Source organism: Microcoleus sp. B4-D4 (assembly GCF_036705185.1).
Classification (GTDB): domain Bacteria; phylum Cyanobacteriota; class Cyanobacteriia; order Cyanobacteriales; family Microcoleaceae; genus Microcoleus.
The window spans coordinates 159,309-177,683 of the sequence record NZ_JAUBTX010000005.1 but is presented as its reverse complement, the minus strand read 5'-3'; the positions used below and the strand labels follow the sequence as shown (position 1 = coordinate 177,683).

18 protein-coding genes are annotated in these 18,375 nt (G+C 45.4%); 11 read left to right on the top strand and 7 right to left on the bottom strand.

Annotated elements, in window-relative coordinates; all coding sequences use genetic code 11:
- Positions 1-4: 4 nt before the first annotated feature.
- Positions 5-376 (top strand): response regulator, encoded by a 372-nt coding sequence (locus QUB13_RS06755; protein WP_333114949.1) that lies wholly within the window; start codon positions 5-7, stop codon positions 374-376.
- The gene (locus QUB13_RS06750; protein ID WP_333114947.1) at positions 373-1,512 is read left to right on the top strand and encodes an ATP-binding response regulator; all 1,140 of its coding nucleotides are present in this window, start codon (positions 373-375) and stop codon (positions 1,510-1,512) included. The genes QUB13_RS06755 and QUB13_RS06750 overlap by 4 nt, the downstream gene beginning before the upstream one ends.
- A gap of 511 nt (positions 1,513-2,023) precedes the next feature.
- Here QUB13_RS06750 and QUB13_RS06745 read toward each other — a convergent pair.
- On the bottom strand, positions 2,024-2,878 hold the full coding sequence (locus QUB13_RS06745; protein WP_333379798.1) for a DALR anticodon-binding domain-containing protein: 855 nt from the start codon (positions 2,876-2,878) through the stop codon (positions 2,024-2,026).
- A gap of 367 nt (positions 2,879-3,245) precedes the next feature.
- On the opposite strand from QUB13_RS06745, the gene QUB13_RS06740 reads away from it, so the two are divergent.
- The 5 genes from QUB13_RS06740 (at position 3,246) to QUB13_RS06720 (ending at position 8,559) form a co-directional block, all read left to right on the top strand.
- A complete protein-coding gene (locus QUB13_RS06740) occupies positions 3,246-4,079 on the top strand; it encodes a Crp/Fnr family transcriptional regulator (protein WP_442922138.1) in 834 nt (277 codons plus the stop codon).
- 593 nt (positions 4,080-4,672) lie between these two features.
- On the top strand, positions 4,673-5,341 hold the full coding sequence (locus tag QUB13_RS06735; RefSeq protein WP_333379797.1) for an HAD-IB family phosphatase: 669 nt from the start codon (positions 4,673-4,675) through the stop codon (positions 5,339-5,341).
- A gap of 227 nt (positions 5,342-5,568) precedes the next feature.
- Positions 5,569-6,198 carry a methylthioribulose 1-phosphate dehydratase gene (gene mtnB, locus QUB13_RS06730; RefSeq protein ID WP_333379796.1) on the top strand — a complete coding sequence of 210 codons (630 nt, stop codon included), beginning with the start codon at positions 5,569-5,571 and terminating at the stop codon, positions 6,196-6,198.
- A 144-nt stretch (positions 6,199-6,342) separates the two neighbouring features.
- On the top strand, positions 6,343-7,377 hold the full coding sequence (locus tag QUB13_RS06725) for a patatin-like phospholipase family protein (RefSeq protein WP_333379795.1): 1,035 nt from the start codon (positions 6,343-6,345) through the stop codon (positions 7,375-7,377).
- Between the two features lie 366 nt (positions 7,378-7,743).
- The gene (locus QUB13_RS06720; RefSeq protein ID WP_333379794.1) at positions 7,744-8,559 is read left to right on the top strand and encodes an MlaE family lipid ABC transporter permease subunit; all 816 of its coding nucleotides are present in this window, start codon (positions 7,744-7,746) and stop codon (positions 8,557-8,559) included.
- Between the two features lie 264 nt (positions 8,560-8,823).
- Here QUB13_RS06720 and QUB13_RS06715 read toward each other — a convergent pair whose 3' ends face one another.
- On the bottom strand, positions 8,824-10,296 hold the full coding sequence (locus QUB13_RS06715; protein ID WP_333379793.1) for an SGNH/GDSL hydrolase family protein: 1,473 nt from the start codon (positions 10,294-10,296) through the stop codon (positions 8,824-8,826).
- 248 nt (positions 10,297-10,544) lie between these two features.
- Between QUB13_RS06715 and QUB13_RS06710 the strand changes: the two genes are divergently transcribed.
- Positions 10,545-10,889 (top strand): Dethiobiotin synthetase, encoded by a 345-nt coding sequence (locus QUB13_RS06710; protein WP_333090667.1) that lies wholly within the window; start codon positions 10,545-10,547, stop codon positions 10,887-10,889.
- Between the two features lie 47 nt (positions 10,890-10,936).
- On the opposite strand, the gene QUB13_RS06705 is transcribed toward QUB13_RS06710, so the two are convergent.
- Positions 10,937-11,134: a hypothetical protein gene (locus QUB13_RS06705; RefSeq protein ID WP_333379792.1), complete on the bottom strand. Its 198-nt coding sequence runs from the start codon at positions 11,132-11,134 to the stop codon at positions 10,937-10,939.
- A gap of 253 nt (positions 11,135-11,387) precedes the next feature.
- On the opposite strand from QUB13_RS06705, the gene QUB13_RS06700 reads away from it, so the two are divergent.
- On the top strand, positions 11,388-11,783 hold the full coding sequence (locus tag QUB13_RS06700; RefSeq protein WP_333379791.1) for a hypothetical protein: 396 nt from the start codon (positions 11,388-11,390) through the stop codon (positions 11,781-11,783).
- Between the two features lie 15 nt (positions 11,784-11,798).
- Here the strand turns inward: QUB13_RS06700 and QUB13_RS30395 are convergent, their stop codons facing one another.
- A complete protein-coding gene (locus QUB13_RS30395; protein ID WP_442922139.1) occupies positions 11,799-12,509 on the bottom strand; it encodes a glycoside hydrolase family 24 protein in 711 nt (236 codons plus the stop codon).
- Between the two features lie 798 nt (positions 12,510-13,307).
- Positions 13,308-13,967 carry an NAD(P)H-binding protein gene (locus tag QUB13_RS06690; RefSeq protein WP_333379789.1) on the bottom strand — a complete coding sequence of 220 codons (660 nt, stop codon included), beginning with the start codon at positions 13,965-13,967 and terminating at the stop codon, positions 13,308-13,310.
- Positions 13,968-14,088: 121 nt separating this feature from the next.
- Here QUB13_RS06690 and QUB13_RS06685 point away from each other — a divergent pair, with 121 nt between their 5' ends.
- A complete protein-coding gene (locus QUB13_RS06685; protein ID WP_333379788.1) occupies positions 14,089-14,805 on the top strand; it encodes a DUF1997 domain-containing protein in 717 nt (238 codons plus the stop codon).
- A gap of 397 nt (positions 14,806-15,202) precedes the next feature.
- On the opposite strand, the gene QUB13_RS06680 is transcribed toward QUB13_RS06685, so the two are convergent.
- Positions 15,203-15,865 (bottom strand): hypothetical protein, encoded by a 663-nt coding sequence (locus tag QUB13_RS06680; RefSeq protein ID WP_333379787.1) that lies wholly within the window; start codon positions 15,863-15,865, stop codon positions 15,203-15,205.
- Positions 15,866-16,422: 557 nt separating this feature from the next.
- A complete protein-coding gene (locus QUB13_RS06675; RefSeq protein WP_333379786.1) occupies positions 16,423-17,454 on the bottom strand; it encodes a YihY/virulence factor BrkB family protein in 1,032 nt (343 codons plus the stop codon).
- Between the two features lie 151 nt (positions 17,455-17,605).
- On the opposite strand from QUB13_RS06675, the gene QUB13_RS06670 reads away from it, so the two are divergent.
- Entirely contained in the window at positions 17,606-18,244 is a 639-nt protein-coding gene (locus QUB13_RS06670) for a hypothetical protein (protein WP_333379785.1), read from the top strand.
- Positions 18,245-18,375: the final 131 nt, after the last annotated feature.

The window sequence follows — 18,375 nt, the reverse complement described above, 5'->3', positions numbered from 1 at the left end:
ACAGATGACTGGCAATTCAATAATTTTAGCAGTTGACCGCAATCAGCGAAACTTGCAGCTTTTAGCACAATTTCTTAACAAAGAAGGATACCAGATGCTGGCGGCTTCTAGCTTGGAAGATGTGGCGCGAGCGATCGGTCAGCCTGCTAAAATCGGGATGGCTTTAGTAGATATTTCTGGTTTCGATAGCCAGATTTGGGAATGCTGCGAACAATTGCGAAATCACGAAATCCCTTTTCTGATACTTTCGCCCAAACAAAGCGCGGCCATTGGGCACGAAAGCTTCTCCCGCGGTGCTCGGAGTATATTGGTAAAACCTTTGATCGTTAGAGATTTGCTATCCGTTGTTCACAGCTTGCTAGGAGAATCTGCGTGAGTCGAATTTTATTGCTTGTAGAACAAAAAGAAAATCGCCGCTTGTTATTAGAATGGCTGGCAGTTTACTATGAAATATTGCTGCCAAACTCACAAGAAAATATTGACGATTTTTTAGGGTTAAATCAATCTTTCGATTTGGGGGTAATTGACGGTCAGGCTCTGAAAAGCCACTGGCAATGGGTAGCTGCCAAAAAACAGGCAGAACACCCCCTATGTTTGCCTTTTCTTTTGATTACATCTCGCTCGGATGTAAAGATGGCAACGCAATTTATTTGGCAAACTATTGATGATTTAATTATTGCTCCGGTCGAGAAAATAGAATTGCAAGCGCGGGTGGAAATTTTGCTGCGATCGCGCCAGTTGTCTTTAACTCTCAAATTGTCTCACGACCAACTCGACCGCACTCTGCAAACAGCCCAAGAACTCAACGAGATGAAAACATCTTTGCTGCACATGATTGCTCACGACGTTCGCAATCCTTTGAACTTCATCCTCGGCACTACGCAAGTTCTTACTAAATACAAATCGACATTAACAGATGAGAAAACACAAGAAATGCTAGACAAAACTCAAGCAGCAGCAAAAAGCATCGATCGGTTATTAGATGACGTTTTGCTCCTCGACCGCTCTGAGTCGGGAAAAATTGCGTTTTGCTTGCTACCGCTAGACTTAACAAAGTTTTGTGATGAGTTGGTAGCGGAATTTCAGAACAGCCTGAAATTGAAGCCACAAACTGAGCCGGTGACGCTGGTTTTTGTGAATCACAGTCAATCGGCGATGGCTTGTTTGGAGGAAAGTTTGCTGCGGTGCATTCTCAGCAATTTGCTATCAAATGCTATTAAATATTCTCCTCCAAATACTCAAGTAGTTTTTGAATTAAAAGTTACTGAGGTTGAGGTAATCTTTTCGGTACAAGATGCCGGAATTGGCATACCTTTGGCAGACCAAGAACGGCTGTTTGATTCGTTTTACCGCGCGACAAATGTGGGTATAATTCCTGGTACTGGACTGGGGCTGAGCATTGTTAAAAAATGCGTGGATTTGCAAGGTGGCGAAATTGTGTTGAGCAGTGAAGAGGGTGTCGGGAGTACGTTTACGGTAAGGCTGCCGATCGCCAAAATTGAAAAAGAGTAGATGATTCGGCGGTTGAAACCGCCAGAAAGTCAAACGATGTCGGCCGGAGATAACTGGTGCGTAAAGGAGATTAAACACCCGGATTTGCTATAACAATTAGATGATTCGGCGGTTGAAACCGCGTCTATACAAACGATGTCGGCCGGAGGCCACTGGTTCGTAAAGGGGATACAAAACCCGGATTTGCTATAACAACTAGCAACTAGCAACTGACAACTGACAACTAATACTAAATCTAGGTAACATACCCCTTTATGATGGCACCGCGAAGACGCTTTAGGCGAAGCCGCGCGTCATATCAAATCCGGTAGCATCGGAATGATTCAGATATATATTCTCGGACTCTGTGTACTCTGTGTACTCTGCGGTTAAATCATTCCGATGCAAGCGGAAACGATATCACCGCTAGAACACGAAGAGAAGAGGAAATAGAAAAGTCAGAAGATACAAGAGTTAGAAAGCTCGGATTTGGTATTAGTTATTATTCTGATACAACATTGTGTGACTGCAATCAAAGTTCTAAAGGAGCAACGGCGCTCAATAATTCTTCTAGGATAAACCGCAGCAAGGATTGAGTTGCTAATACTAAACCCAGTCTGGCTTGGGCGAGTTTTGGTGTTTCTGTTTTAACTTCGCCCCAAATCCGACATTGGCTGTAAAAAGTCTGAAATGCTTGGCTCAAATTATTAGCTGTTTTGAGATAATTGACTGGTTTTTGTTGGGTGCAATTATTCCCAAAAACTGGAGATAAATTGTCTAGGGCTGTGATTAGTTGCGAAATTAAAGTACGATCGCCCGGATGTACTAACCGCAGTTGTTGGCTGCTGTTGAGCCAGGGTATGGGATTTGGGGCCGCCAGCGACCAAATTTGCGGTGCTGTACGGACATCGGGCTGTGCGATCGAAATTAGGCGATCGCGGTGGGCCATTAGCAGCAGGGAACAGCAGCGGGCGTGGCTGTATTGAATGGGAAACAGTCGATCGCCTGACACAACAGGAGATAATATGCGAGATTCGGGATCTGGGAGGGAATTTTGAGCTAAACGCTGCAACCAGAGGGCTAAACCTGCATCAGTCAGCTCCAGCTCAATTATGCCCGCCGCTGCGACTTTAACGGCAAAATCTGGCTCGCACAGCGGTTTGAGAGTTTCGACCAACTCGGCGGCGATCGCCTGCGGTGTCTGTTGCCGAGTTTTAGCCAATTTCAGGGCGATCGCAGAGACGTACAGCACCCCGGCGCTATCTTTACCCCGATTTAACGGAATTTGTGCCAGTGTCTCCTGGTGGGCGATCGCGCCCTGCAACCTTAAGAGCAAAAAACACTTCACTGTAACTTCGGGGCACTGCTCCATATTTGGTGTATCCATATCGCCCATCATTAGGTAAAAATTACTCTCTGAGTGTTACCGCTGGCGCTGTTGTTGTACGTTAAACTGCTGATATTACAGATGAGCGATCGGCTCGCCCTGATCGGCTCGCCCTGACCGGCTACATCCAATTAATCGGCGTTTGAGCGATTTTTAGGCTACATAACAATAATTTACGTGAAACTCTTTGCTGAACTCTACCATTTTCATGTATTTTTTGCTACATTGAATTTTAGGTAAAACTGAAAATAATCAGCACTGTTAAGAAGCGTGCAAGTTCGATCGGGGGTTGGTTGTCTCACTTTGTATCAGAATGCTGGCAGAAGCTGTTTTTCTAACTAATTAAATATATCCCAGAGCCTCACTTATGCAATCAACTTCCACACATCTAGAGACGATCGATCGACCTTTTATCACTTGGCAGCGAATTATCGACTGGGCCCAGGAACACTACCGCTGCCGGACTTTTAGCAAAGACGAAAAGATTCCCGCCAGACCCGGACTGCTTTATTTAGTCCAGAAAGGTGCTGTGCGGCTCGTAGGTAGCGCTCAAGTTAGCGTCGGGGCGAAGCCGGGGCTAAAATCCGCTCGCAAAACTACAGAAGAAGCTTTTTTGGGCTTCGTCGGCGCGGGTCAACCTTTTGAACTGGTTGCTCAGTCTCCGTTTACCCTCCAAGCTTTCGCTCACGCCGATCAAACTCACGTAGTTTGGATGTATTGGCACGATTTGGATAATTGGCCTCACTTTCGCCGGGAAATTTTGGATGCGTTTCGCTACCAGCACCAGCGGAAACTCCTCTGGCTGAGCACTTTGGGACAGCGCCGGACGATCGACCGACTGCTGGGTTTTCTCACTTTGCTGATCGAAGAGTTCGGCGAACCTTACGTAAGTGAGGCAGAACCGGATGTGGTTCGGGGCTACAGGCTGCCTTGGGTGTTGACTCACGCTCAAATTGGCAGCGCTATCGGCTCGACGCGGGTTACTGTGACGCGACTGATGGGCAAGTTGCGATCGAAAGGTTTGATTAATACTGAGGATGACAACTTAATTTGTTTGCCGACTAAGGCTAATCCTCAAAAAAGTAAAAATCAAAAGCAGGATGTAGAAGCATTCCTCGAAGACGATATCGAAGATTCTCTAGAAGACGATATCGAAGATGATATCGAAGATGATATCGAAGACGACCTCGAAGATTCTTGATAAAATCTTCCGGGCCAGTGTCAGAAACAGCGTTTAGCTATTATATCAACCGCACCAGACGGCGGGTAATTTGTTCTCGCATTGCACGCCGATGCTGTCGATTGCTTATGCTTTGGTTCTAAACTAAAGCGTTATTTTGCGACGAAAATTCAAGGCTTTCTTCTCTCTTGTTTCTTCCTTCTTCCATTTCTATTATTGTCTCTTTTTACCCGAAGAACAACTGGTAGAGTGTAGCCGAAGGAAGCCGAAGCGAGCCTTCTTCCTGATGACCAATGACTGATGACTGTTGACTGTTGACTGTTGACTGTTAGCTGTTAGTTGTTATTTGTTATTTGTTATTTGTTATTGGGAATTGAGAAGTGGAAATTGGGAATTCGTAGCAAGTAACCAATGACTAATGACTAATGACTAATGACTAATGACTAATGACTAATGACTAATGCCCAATCCCTCCGCTTCGCTCCGCCCAATCCCTCCGCTTCGCCCTATTTGGCCAATCCCTCCGCTTCGCTCCGCCCTGCGCGGGCCAATGACTCCTTCGGTGTACGATGAATTGTGTAAACTTTTCCCGTTCTCCAAAGGTGCGACTGACAATGACTGATGACAAGCAAAATTCTCCAATTCCGAACAATCAGCAACGGGTGGTATTCTGCGATTTTGACGGCACGATAACTGTTGAAGAAACTTTTGTGGCAATGCTGAAGCATTTTGCACCGGAATTATCGTCTCAACTAATGCCGGAAATGTACGCAAGAAGGCTGAGTTTGCGATCGGGTGTGCGGCAGTTACTAGAGTCTATTTCTTCGGAACGTTACGGGGAAATTGTGGAATTTTCTAGGGGACAACTGATGCGGCCGGGATTGGTGGAATTGCTGGATTTTTTGGACGAGAAACAGGTGCCTTTTGCGATCGTTTCCGGTGGTTTGCGGATTATGGTAGAGGCGGTTATGGGTGATTTGGCACACCGGGCGATCGCTATTTACGCCGTGGATCTGGACTCTAGCGGCCCTCGCTTGCAAGTCAATTCTGAGTTTGAAGGAGATGCAGAATTGGTGTCTAAGGTGCGGGTAATGCGCCGTCACCCTGCAAAGGAACAGGTGGCAATTGGAGATTCGCTGACGGATTTTAATATGGCTTTGCAGGCTTCGTCTGTGTTTGCGCGCGATCGGCTTGCCGAGTATCTAGACGAACAGCAAAAGCCTTATACTAAATGGGATAATTTTTTTGACGTGTTGGAAAATTTGTCCCAGAAATGGAATTGAAACTATAGCCTTTCTCAGGTGAATTAGATTCTCTTGGGCATTGGCCAAACAGGTCATAGGGCATTGGTGTTTCCTGTTCGTAGAAGGGAATTGTGAATTACTTTCTTCGTACCTCACTCTGCGGTATGTGTATTGGTAAGGTGCACATTGTGCACCATACATTTAAATAGACTAGCGCAATTCTGATTAATGTAAAAGCTGGACAAAAAACTGAGGATTTGCAAAGAATGAGTGGCGATTTGAGACCGGATTTAATTGCAGCAGCCAAACATTTTTACGATCGCGGTTGGATGGTGGGGACTGCTGGCAATCTTTCGGCCCGCTTACCAGATGGTAGTTTTTGGATTACTGCGAGTGGTCGTGCGAAAGGGCAGTTGACTGAAGTAGATTTTATCAGAATGAGTTCCGACGGAGCGATCGTGGAGCAACCTGTTGCCGACAGCCGCCCTTCCGCCGAAACCAGCATTCATTTAGCCGTTTACAATTGTTTTCCAGACGCTAAAGCTTGCTATCACGTCCACTCCATCGAAGCAAATTTAGTTTCTCGGCTAACCGAAGGCGATGCAGTGCCTTTACCCGCGATCGAAATGCTCAAAGGTTTGGGCGTGTGGGAGGAAAACCCCCAAGTGGCGATACCCCTATTTGCAAATTATTTGGAAGTGCCTAAGATAGCCAAGGAAATCTGCGAATACTTTGCCATTTGTGCACCATCTGTACCAGCTTTATTAATTCGCGATCACGGCATCACAGTCTGGGCAGACTCCCCAGCCGCCGCCTACAATTACGTAGAAATTGTAGAGTACATTTTTCGATACACGATCGCAGCCCGCCAATTAAATTTAGATTTGAAATATTAGATATGAATTTAGGAAATTCCTAAACGTAAAATCTAATATATCTAGGGTGTTTCGGGTGTACCTTACCGCTAAGTATCGTATCAAACACTTTTGATTTCAAAAGTGTAGCCAACAAGCAAATATCCAAAAAAGGAAACAACAATCATGTCTAAATATAACAGAGTTTTATCCATAGACGGAGGCGGAATCAGAGGAATTATCCCGGCGCAAGTTGCAGTTAGCATCGAGTCAAAGCTGCAACAGAAAAGCGGCAACCCAGATGCGAGAATAGCTGACTATTTCGATTTAATCGCCGGCACGAGTGCGGGAGGAATTTTAACTTGCATCTATTTATTTCCCGATCCCAAAAATCCCAGCAGACCTCGGTGGTCTGCACTAGACGCTGTTAATTTTTCTATCAACAGCGGCCGCGACGTTTTTAAAAGTTCATTTTGGCAAAAATTTCGCTCTATAGACGGTTTGATAGATGAGAAATATCCCAGCCCTCCGTTAGAAGAATTCTTTCGGAAAAACTTTAGTGATTGCCAACTCAGCCAACTGCTGAAACCTTGTTTAATTTCCAGTTACGACGTGGAAAGAAGAAAAGCTAATTTTTTCAACCAAATGGATGCGAAAGAACATCCCGAAGCTGACTATTTTATCAGAGATGTTGCCAGAGCGACATCGGCCGCTCCCACTTACTTTGAAATTCCCAAAATTTACTCTTTGACAAACGAATGCTACGCTTTAATTGACGGGGGAGTATTCGCAAACAATCCGGCACTTTGCGCCTATGCGGAAGTGAGAAATAAATTCACATTTTCCGACGATCGCCCAGAGAGAGGCCCGACAGCAAAAGATATGGTCATTTTATCTTTGGGGACGGGAGAAGCTCAGAAAAAATATCCCTACGAAGAAGTGAAAAATTGGGGTCAAATTGAGTGGGTTGAGCCTTTGATTAATATCATGATGACGGGAGTTGCTGAAACTGTAAATTATCAATTGTTCCAAATTTATGATGCGATTGAAAGACCAAATCAATATTTGAGAATTACTCCCGATTTGAACCACGAACCACCGCTGCGGATTGATGATGCTTCGGAAGAGAGGATATTGGATTTGGTGAGAATTGGTAAGGATCAAGCCGAAAAGCATGACGAAGAGTTGGATAAGTTTATCGACTTGTTGCTTGCCGAGTAGACATCAAATTTTAGATTTTGGATTTGAGACTTGAGATTTGACAAGTGGGAAAAACTGAGGATGACCACAAAACCAATCAGTCTCAATCTAAAATTTAAAATGGTATAACCTACCAACGGCAAGGCTGGCAGACTAAAAATATGTTGACAAATCGCGCAGTAATTGCTGTAGAATTGGGTAAGTCTCTATTTAGCAATGCTTTGCCCTGTTTGTAATTAATCGCGAGCTGTCAATAATATCGTTTCTGGTTGCATCGGAATAATAAAATTGAGTCAACAGTTAACACTCAACTATTCAGTTTTTCGACCCGCCAGTCAACAGTCAACAGTCAACAGTCACCTGACGGTGCAACCGGAATTGATATAATTGGTTAAAAAATACCAAGAAAAGCGCGATCGACATTTAGATGAAACCTTCAATAACAGGTGGTTTCAGCGGTTTTTAGTGACTTTGTTCCTGGGCGGTCAAGTGCTGCTGCGGATACTCCAATGCAAAATTGACCGCCGCAAAATCATGGAACATTTAGTAACAGTAGGCCTGGATTCTTTGCGTTCAGTGCTGCTAATAGCCTTTTTTGCGGGCATGATTTTTACCGTTCAATCGGCCAGAGAATTGATTCGGTTTGGGGCGATTGGGGCAGTGGGAGGTGCTTTTGCTGTGGCATTTTGCCGGGAATTAGCACCGGTTTTAACGGCGGGCGTGGTGGCGGGACAAGTAGGTTCGGCTTTTGCTGCGGAGATTGGAGAAATGCAGGTGACGGAACAAATAGATGCCCTGTATATGTTGAGAACAAATCCAGTTGATTATTTAGTAGTGCCGAGAGTGATAGCTTGCTGCATAATGCTGCCGGTTTTAACAATTTTTGCGGTAGCGGTGGGGATTTTGGGCGGGCTGTTTGTGGCGGCTTTTTTTTACGAGTTGGAACCGTCGGTATTTTTGGAATCGGTGCGGACTTTTTTGGGGCCTTGGGATTTAGTAACTGTGGCGATTAAGAGTTTTATTTTTGGGTTGATTATTGCCCTTGTCGGTTGCGGTTGGGGGTTGACAACGGCGGGTGGTGGGAAAGGGGTAGGTCAAGCTGCAACGGCTGCGGTGGTGACTTCTTGGGTGTTTATTTTTGTGGCGGATTTCTTTTTATCGCTGTTGATGTTTCACGAGTTGGGAATCACGAGAAGCGGGTAATTGTTGGTATAAGACTCGGCGGTTGAAACCAGGACTATAGAAACAAAACCCGGATGGTGCGTGGGTTGAAGAAATAACTACAGAAATTAAGTTTGCAGTAAGGACTTTAGGATCGAAAACTTAATAACTTAAACACCTCCTACAGTCCTCTCTCCTGTAAGTTAGCAGGTAAAAGGAGGCAGAGCCTCCGGCTCTGCATTACCAGGCAGAGCCTGGTAACGAGCAATCGCTTAAGTTATTAAATTTTCATTCCTTAGTCCTTCTTCATGGCGCAGGAATATCAGGAATATAAGGAGGGCGATAGACTCGAATTGCTTGAATGGGAACTGTGCCTTCTGTTTCAGGAATGATTTCAAGGATGTGTTTGGAGTTGCTTAAATTCTGAGCTAATGTTGTAGGATATTCGCGGTTGGAATCTGCAATTTGTGGCGGAATGTATGAATCTACAAACATCGGCTTAACTTGCCACGTAATCTCAAAGCCTTTTGGTGTAGGCTTTTTCGAGTATTCGTAGGCATTTTGCAGCCACCAGTTTTTCGGTTCAATGGCGATGCGGCTAGATTTTGAAACGAACATTTTGTCGTTTGTACCGCTGCCGTCGTAACCTGTTTTGGAACCTATGACGTCAAATTTAAACTTGCTGGAGTCGCTGTTAATTTCGGTAATTACTGCTTTCCAATCTTCGACGATTAGCGGTTTTTGACTGGATATTTGGAGAATTGCGGGCCAAGCGACGCCCAGACTAGCGCTGGGTCTGGTGATGGTGTAAAGTTCGGGAAATTCTGAGGGTTTTTTGCCGTCGATCGCAATTTTAGCAGAAATCGCGCCGCCGTTGAAGGTTTTATCGGCGATCGCATCTATCCGATTTCCTTCAAACTCTAAAACCAACTTGCCATCTTGCCATTTAACATCAGTACCAACTGTATAGGTTTTGACTAACTCCGGCGGCGTTTGAGGAGAACTTGGGTTATATTGCAGGTGCGGTTTGATCAAAGCAGCTAGCAGAAAATTTCCCCACTCGTTGAGGTGAATATCGTCGCTCAATAGCTGTTTTGGTTGCAAGCGATTGTCTTGCAAATACCTGCGCCAAGGTTCGCGAATTTCCGCGATTTCGCAGCCATATTTATCTGCCAATTCTGGCAGCCATTTTGTAGAATGAGTATTGTGCCATTCATATCCTTTGACTTCATCTGGATTATCGCTACTGTTACCTGCGGGCAACCAATTTATATGGTCTGAATGCAAGAGTATTTCGCTAGCGGTGCGGCTGCGGACATTGGCAATTATCGCTTCGTAATCCTCATCACCTCCGTAGACGTGAAAAATTAGCAAATCTGGATAAAAAGGATACAAATCGTGTTCGCTGGGACGGATTAAAATCGGCGCGGCAAATCCTCCGATTGCCCGATTTTCAATAATCAAATCAGCGTAGGGAAATCGCTGTTTCAAATCCTTTGCGACATCTTTCCACCAATCTTGCTGAGTGATAGATTGACCGTAAAATAGGATGCGTACTTGGCGGCGTTCTGTGGGAGTGCTGGCAGCAAGTAACTTCATTGTCCTTTGAATTCTGGCTCCCAAATTAGCATTATTTGCAAGAGGAGCGGGCGGGGGAAATGGCGTTTCGGCAGCTATTTCGGGGAGGAGCGGAACTAACAGGAAGCTCAGACACAAACAAAGCAGCCATAAGTAGCGATAAATCTTTGATTTTCTACTATTTCTCTGCCGTTTTGCCATTGTTTTATTTTTCCGTTCTATAAAACTTATTCATAACTACCAACCGTAGCTGTAGGGTACGCTGCGGCGCACCTTCCGAAAGCTGTGCAGCCAATGAAAATGCGTTGTTACAATTAGCTGTACCGTAGATGACAATACGCGCTTAACGAGTTGCTTTTTTTCTTCTGTCTGCTATATTACCCAGTTGAGCGCGACAAAAGATGATATAATGCCAGCTAATTAATTGCAGGAGATCGATCGCACATCCAATGGATTACAAAACAGCCCGCAGTTTTCTGATCGACCAAGGAAGCGCCCTCGAAACTAAAAAAAATCCCGATGCCTTCCTGATGCGCCTCAAACAAGGTCAGCCACCGGTACCCGGACAGGTGACATCGATTTTATTAGCTTTAAAAATATTGTTTGAGGGCCTGCAAGAATCTCCCATGCTCGATCGGCAATTAATCTCGGCACTGCATTTACTCTCAGTAGAAAGTTTGCAGCAATTTGAAGCCGGACTCGGCAAAGGAGTTTCTTGGCCCCCGCTGCTGAAAGAAGATTTAAGTCGAATTGCGATCGCAGTCAAGAATATTTTTGCCGGAGTGTGGCAATAGTTTAACTCAGCCAACTCCAGATTTTTAACAATCAAAGTGATCAAACTCTACTCGCGAAAGCTTTCCAAGGATGCCAAAAGAGCCGGCAGTCCCGCCAGCGCAGCAGATACCAAAGCCTCATCTTTGTAAACTCGCGATCGCGCATAGCTGATACTTTGACAGCCAGAGGCGATACAGCCTCCCTGTTCCAAATTTCCTGTTTCAACCCGCCCTAAATTTTTGGTTTTTCGCGTCAGGCCCAACATAGCAGCATCCTCAATTAATCTCTAGATATGCGCCCGTGAGATTTCTCATGGCTTGCTCAATATTTCTATTGTTACGCAAATTTGTAATAGAGATGAAACCGTGAAATAATTATTCACGATAGGCAGGGATCAAGTTAAACTGCATAACAACTCTTATTAATTTGTTACAGGCTGCGCTTGTTTCAGCCGATCGCCCGCAGCGCCACAGACACCAGGAACCCAAATCGCTGATTTTGCAAAAAAACTCAGATAAATGATGCTAACTCTCAGTGCAGCAACCGTTATAGCTCAAATCAGGCCCGACATCCAAAAATTGCCCGATGGAGACTATCGCTACCGAGACTCATTTGCGATCGATCGACCTTTTCGAGAAATCCAATTTCGCAAACGAGATAAATACATCACCGGTAGCGACTCCGACAAACGCACCGGAAAAAGCTACTGTTTTCGGGGAATCCCGCAGCACAACAGCATTATGAACATCACGGTAGCGATCGATATTTCGCCGAAAACAGCACAGAAAATCGAGTGGAAATTAGCACCGGGAAACCCGATTAATTTCGATCGGCTTTATCCACTACAAGCTGGGCCGGGATTAGAATTATACAAATGTCTGACCGCATTTTTACCGAAGTTAAAAAAATCATGAATCAGTCAATGTAACCTAAGAATCAGCATTTTCCAATTCTTCCCGCAGCATTTTTTTGTAAACTTTCGGCAAACTCGAACTCATAGAATTGTTCTCAATTCCATACCCCAAACTCGTCCAAGTTCCCGAAAGCATCCGAAAAACATCAGTTAATCTGTCCTGCCGCAACATCTGTGAAATATCAGCTTTCCAAAACTTGCGATCGCTCAACCAAGCATAAACCACAGCATCCTGATATTCCGGTTCAAAACTGTAATCTTCCCAGAATAAAAAATTAGCGCGACGGGCGTGATAGCGCTTCGCCTTCTCCTTCCAAGTCGTAGTCAAAAATTGATATCTGCCCGCCGCCGTAGTACACTTACCTCGATTCGGGCCGTTAACAATTCTCACGCACCAGTCAGGATGACGGCTCAAATCCAATACATATTTGCCGCCGTAAACAACGTGATAAGGCCGAGAAACATTTGACTCGCTAGCAGAAATAGTTCGCATCAAAGCTCGAATGTAAGGATCGCCCGTTTTCATAGCCAGCGGCGGCGATTTCCTGACATCACTTGCTGACTGCGAAAACGGCAAATTTCGCGGCAAATTGGCAACAAAAAAAACACTGCCGCCGATCGCAGTGCCGATTAAAAGTAGAAATCCCAGGATTTGAATTTCCGATCGCCTCAACAAACCAGTTTGGCGACGGCCCCATTTCTGGGCTTCCAGTATAGTCATTTCCATGTCGGTCATTTCGGCTAATTTTCTCGCCAGCCGCCTCCGCCGCACCCGAAAATCGTACTGATATAGCGGCGCAGCTAACAGCGTTAAACTCCATAAAACCCCCGCCAATTTTACCAGCCAGAAATCGAATTCACCGGCGATCGCCACATTTGTCAGAGTAGAGATTCCTGCGAATAACTTAACCGGATCGATCGCGCGCGCGGGCCAATAAAAAATCGCCAGTTGCAGCAACAGCGCCAGATTAAACGCAAAAAAAAGCACTACAACAGCATTCAAGCCTTCTCGCAAGTGCGATCGCATACCAGTAAGCCCGCGCTTGAACTTGCGCCCTTTCCCCTTGGGGCCAGGTAGCATAATTAGTAACGGATTTAAGATTTTGACGGCGAAAAAGTGAGCGACAAAGAATAAAGGTAACTGAATCAGCCAAGCCGCCAACAACAAAGTCAGAAAGCCAATTTCATCGCTAGCGAAAGGAATGCCCCTGCGAAGGATAAAACTAAAACTCTGGGCGAGAGCAAATGCCCTTAACCACGAAATCGGATAGGGGAACCAAGCTGGCCACTTGAGAGTTTTCATGCTGGGAGAGGGAAATTTCAACGGCGGATGATAAAACTATTAAGATTTTGTCAGATTTGGCGATCGAAAAATTGCTGCAGGGTGCGAAGCCTCAATTTTCGATCGGGGCACTGAAGATTTGAGATTGACTCCACAGATGCAGGGTGCGCCAGCCCAAATTTTTGACTCAACTCGAATAGTTGTTTTTGCCTGACGCACCGAACCCAAACAAGCTTAATTCAATCAAACCACACCGGCAAACAACTCCTCAAAACTCTTTTGTGGGGCATCCGGCTTCGCCACAATTTCCACAATCTTGTTGCGAGAAGTCGGCTCAAACAGCGCCTCCACGCAGACTTGAGCTACCTTAGTGCGAGGAATGCTGTTCTCAAACAGTGTATCCGCACTGCTCATGACGATCGCATCTGAATTATCCTCATTTTTGAGACCGCCCGGTCGGACGATCGTATAAGTCAAGCCGCTTTTTTGCAAATACTCCTCCGCCTGTTTTTTCCACACCAGAATCAGCCAAAACAGATTTAGCGGGTGAAAAAACTGAGAAACGCACAGAGAAGTCACCAGCACAAAATGCTCAATTCCCTGAGCCTTAGCGGCCTCCACCAAATTTTTAGTACCTTCAAAATCCACCTTGTAAGGCCCTGTCGGGTCAAAACCGGGGGCCGCCCCCGTCGCGCACAGCAACACCGTACTATCGCCGAGCGCAGCTCGCAGAGAAGTCGCATTTAATACATCCCCTGTCACTAACTCAGCCTCCGGTGGTAAAATCTGTCTAGCCGTCTCCAAATTTCGGACTAAAGCGCGCACGGGAATGCCTCGCTTGACCAATTCTGTGACAATTCGGCGGCCAGTCTGGCCTGTGGCTCCTGCTACAAATGCTTTCATAAGTCAGGTTATGCTGTTCTTGGGTAAATTTTGTTGCAATCTATTTCCCAATTGTAGGGAGGAAACTTCCTTACCGCATCCCCAAGCCGATCGATTGGCGTGTATTACAGGAGAGCATATTATGAAGCAGGATTCCGCTGAATATCAAACTACTGTTGAAGCTTCTGACGAAAATTGCTACCCAGATGCGAGTTTCCGACAGCCCGAAAGTGGAAGTGCGGATGCAGCAGAGGAAGTTGAGCCGATTTGGTTTCACGCCCATTTTGAAGACAGCATGGAGATGTACGCCGATGCTGCTACGGTGGCTGAGCATTTGAACAATCACAAGAGTTGGTTTTGTCAGTGCGCTTCGCCGATGAAGGCTGAGCCGATCGGCGAAAACGGCTACGATCTATTAATCGGGCGTTTTGGGGCTTTCGGCTACCGAGTTGAAGCGAGAATCGGTTTAGAGTTGCTGCCGCCGGACGCTGAAGGCTGCTATTTGATTAAGACAATCCCGGTTCCGAATTATACCGCGCCTGGATATGAAGTGGATTTTCGATCGGCAATGAACCTAGTAGAGATACCGTCTGAGGAGTTTGCCGCCGATTGGCCCGCGTCGGAACGCGCTCAGCTACCGCCTGCGATTACCAGTGCTAGCTGGAAGCTGGACTTGGCTGTAGGGGTTTGTTTTCCTAAGTTTATTCGATCGATGTCTCAACCATTAATAGAAAAAACCGGCGATGCGCTTTTGGAAAAAATCATCAAACAAGTTAACCGCCGCTTAACCTATAAAACTCAGCTTGTTTTTCACGAAAGTTTGAACATTCCTTTTCCCAAAAATCCTAAAAAACACTAACAAAACTTCCATTTCAACTAACCTGTGTAAGGTGTGCAGCGCGCACCTTACCTTATTTTATACCAATTTTCAATACTCTTGCAACATTATTCCTAGGGCGTGCCGCCATCAAAAATCTCGGCATCAAGAGCAACATACCCCCTTTACGATTCGGCGGTTGAAACCGCATCTACACAAACAAAGTCGGCCTGCGCCGACTGGTTCAGAAAAGGCATCCCGAACCCTGATTTGGTATTACACAATCGTTCACAAAACAAACCTAACAATTGTCGTTTAATAAATACCTTTAAATTTAATTTTTGGGGCGGACTCTCCAGCCCAGCCCACTCATGGTTTCAAAAAAAAGGATGGGGAAAATTAGAGCACGCCAGTTTCTCTTAATATCTGATGCTTAAATTTACTTCCGCACCATCACGGACTTAATCGCAGCATTCGGCTGATACTTATTAGTCTGATAAAATCCATTTTGGCCAGTACCGTAAACTCCAGCAAATTGCTTTCCATCAGCCTTGGGAACAAACATAATTTTTCGAGTCGGTTGTTTGGCAAAAACCACTCCTTCTCTCATTTCATTGTCCACATTATAAGATAAAGTAGCTTTGCCGTAAATTGCTTCTGCTTGTTTCAATTTCATTCCCGGCCCGACGCCATGAACTGTTTTATAGTTAGGATTGTCAGTCATCAGAAGGTCAATAACATCGGTATCTTTCAGCTTTGTACCAGCAGCGTAGATAATCCGATACTGCACTTTGCCCGATCGACTAATCGCCACAGCATCAAAGTCTACCATAAAAGGAGACTCTACCTTAAACTGTGCCGTTGAACCGAGAGCTTGTTTCAGTTGTCGGAAAGTCATTCCCACTTTTGCTTCGCCAATTGCCCGATCGCTAATTGCTACACTTGTAGAGGAAGGTTTTGTCGCAGCATTGGCCGTTTCCCCCAGCTTATGTGCGCCCCCACGCGCCACAGCAGCGCCGGGAATCGAGATTAAGGTGAGGTAACTGCCGATCGCCAGCAAAACAGCTATCATCGATCCAGATAAAATTTTTAGATTCAACATGAGTAATTCCTCAAGATTTCAACTTCGATTATCAACCCGCATCTTCTTAACAGTTTTCGGGATAACTTTGTTAGTTTGGATTCTCCGAGGTGTTGGCCTCTTGACATTCCTTCCCGGCGGTGTTATTTGGGTACTGATTTTTTTGTCTTTTGTTACGGGTATCCTCAGCACTTTACTGCGCCGATAACCAGACATCCGGTATTTATTGCCTTTCTCAAAAAGGTGAAAAGTCAGTCGATTTTAGATTTTAGATTTTAGATTGGGGATTTAAAAATTTTAGACTTTAGATTGTGGGATTGAGCGATTGAGAAAACGATCGATCGATACCTCATATCAAATTCTCTCTTCATCGGAATAGTAAATTCACTGTTGACTGTTGACTGTTGACTGTTGACTGTTGACTGTTGACTGTTGTTGTTTGTTATTTGTTATTTGTTGGTTGCAATACCCAATCCCTCCGCTTCGCTCCGCCCAATCCCTCCGCTTCGCTCCGCCCAATGCCCTGTTTGGCCAATCCCTCCGCTTCGCTCCGCCCAATGCCCTGTTTGGCCAATGCCCTATACCCTATACCCTATCGATTGTTTCATGGCTTTTCCTACTGTCACGTTTAACTGAGCTCCGAGTAACATCGCCAAAGAAGAAAGATCGAGCCACAACAGCAACATAATAAAAGTTCCGATCGTCCCGTAAGCCCAAGTGAAATTGCTCAAATGCACAACATAAAACCGAAACAAAGCCGAAAACAGCGCCCACAAAATAGCAGCAAAAACTGCTCCCGAAAAAATCGGAATATCGGCTTGGTGGCGGCTGGGCCCGTAGCGATAAACAAAGGCAAAGGCAACTGATACAATCCCTAAAGCAATCGGCCACCGCCACAGCCCCCAAATAGCTAATAGTTGCGACTCTAAAGGGCAGTTTTTGGCTAGCAGCAAGCAATTTTGGACATCTTTTAAATCGCAATTGGCGACGGACTCCAACAGGCAACTCTGGCGGGCAATAGCTTGTACAATTAAGTCGCTGACAAATATGGCTGCCGATGCTATAATTAACAGCACAATTGTACCGATACTCAAACCTATAGAAATGAGTTTCGCTTTCACAAAAGATCTAGTTCGATCGCTAGGGATTTTATGGATGCGATCGAGAGCAGCCATCGCCGCGCTCATGACTCCAGAAAATGCCCACAGCGACACTACAAAACTCACGGAAAACAGCCCTTTATTGCGAGTTAACAGAATTTCTTTAATGACGCCGCGAATCAAATTGCGAATGTCATCGGGTATGACTTCCCCCAAAAGATCGGCGATTTGATACAGTGTTGACTGCAAAGGTTCAAAAAGGGCGATCGCCGACAACACCGCCAACAGCCCCGGAAATAGCGCCAGTATAGAATTGTAGGCCATTTCTGCAGACAGCCCTGGCAAGCGCTGCTCTCCCGCTTGCGCGCCGACTTCCCTGAGCGTGCCCCAAGTCAAACACCGACAAAACACTAAAAAATCACTAAACTTTTTTGTGATGGCTCGAAGCTGCTTTAAAAGCGCCTTAAACAAAGCTAAACTCAGGTAGCGCAACCAGTAATAAATGTTCATAGGGCACAGGAAAGGGGAAAGGTGAAAATGCAAAATGGATGTAGGGGCGATCTTCTTCGAGGGTTCCGCTAACGACAATTGGAAATCAAGAGCGTTAATTAATTAATTAAGCTATTACCCATTCTTCAATCTAAAATCTAAAATTAACAATATGGCTCAGGATGTCAGACAGTGGTTAGATGAAATTAAGCGGCTGCAACAGCAGTTAACAGAGGTTTCGCGCGATCGCGATGATGCCGGTGAAAGTGCGGCTCAGTGGCGACAGCTTTACAATACAGAAGCCGAACAGCGCCGGAATGATGCTAAATTAACTCAGCAAAGCATCGCTGCTTTTGAAGCACAAATAGAAGAGTTACAAAGTTTTTCGCCGATTGCGCCCGAAGGCGAAGATGCTGGAATTGCTCGCCAGCAGGAAGTCGCACAACTGCAAACAGTGGGCGAACTTAAAGCTAAGTTAGCAGAAGTTCTCGAAGAGCGCGATCGGGCGATCGAACAAATTAAACAATTGAGTCAAGCCCTCAAACAAGAAGAAGCCCGTCACGCCGATACTAGCAGGAATTTAACCACCGCCCTCGGAGACGCAGTTGACTTGCTGGCGAAAGCACAAACTGTTCCTACTACCAAAATGGAAACACCAGCATATTCTCTTGAAATAGTACCTACCCGCACTGCAAATCCCGGCGAAACTGCGATCGAAATTCGTCAAAATCCCGCTCCAACCGGTAGAAATTCCGCTCAGCTTCCACCTTCTAAAAACCAGTTAATAGATTTACCGCCCTTTGGGAATTAGAAATGAGCAAAGTGACTTGTGGCGAAGATTTGTTGGACGGTTAGATTTTGCGCGATCGACTCATATAACAAAAACGGTTCGTATGTACGAACTTTATTCCACAAAAAAAGAACTACTAATATAACAAAAAC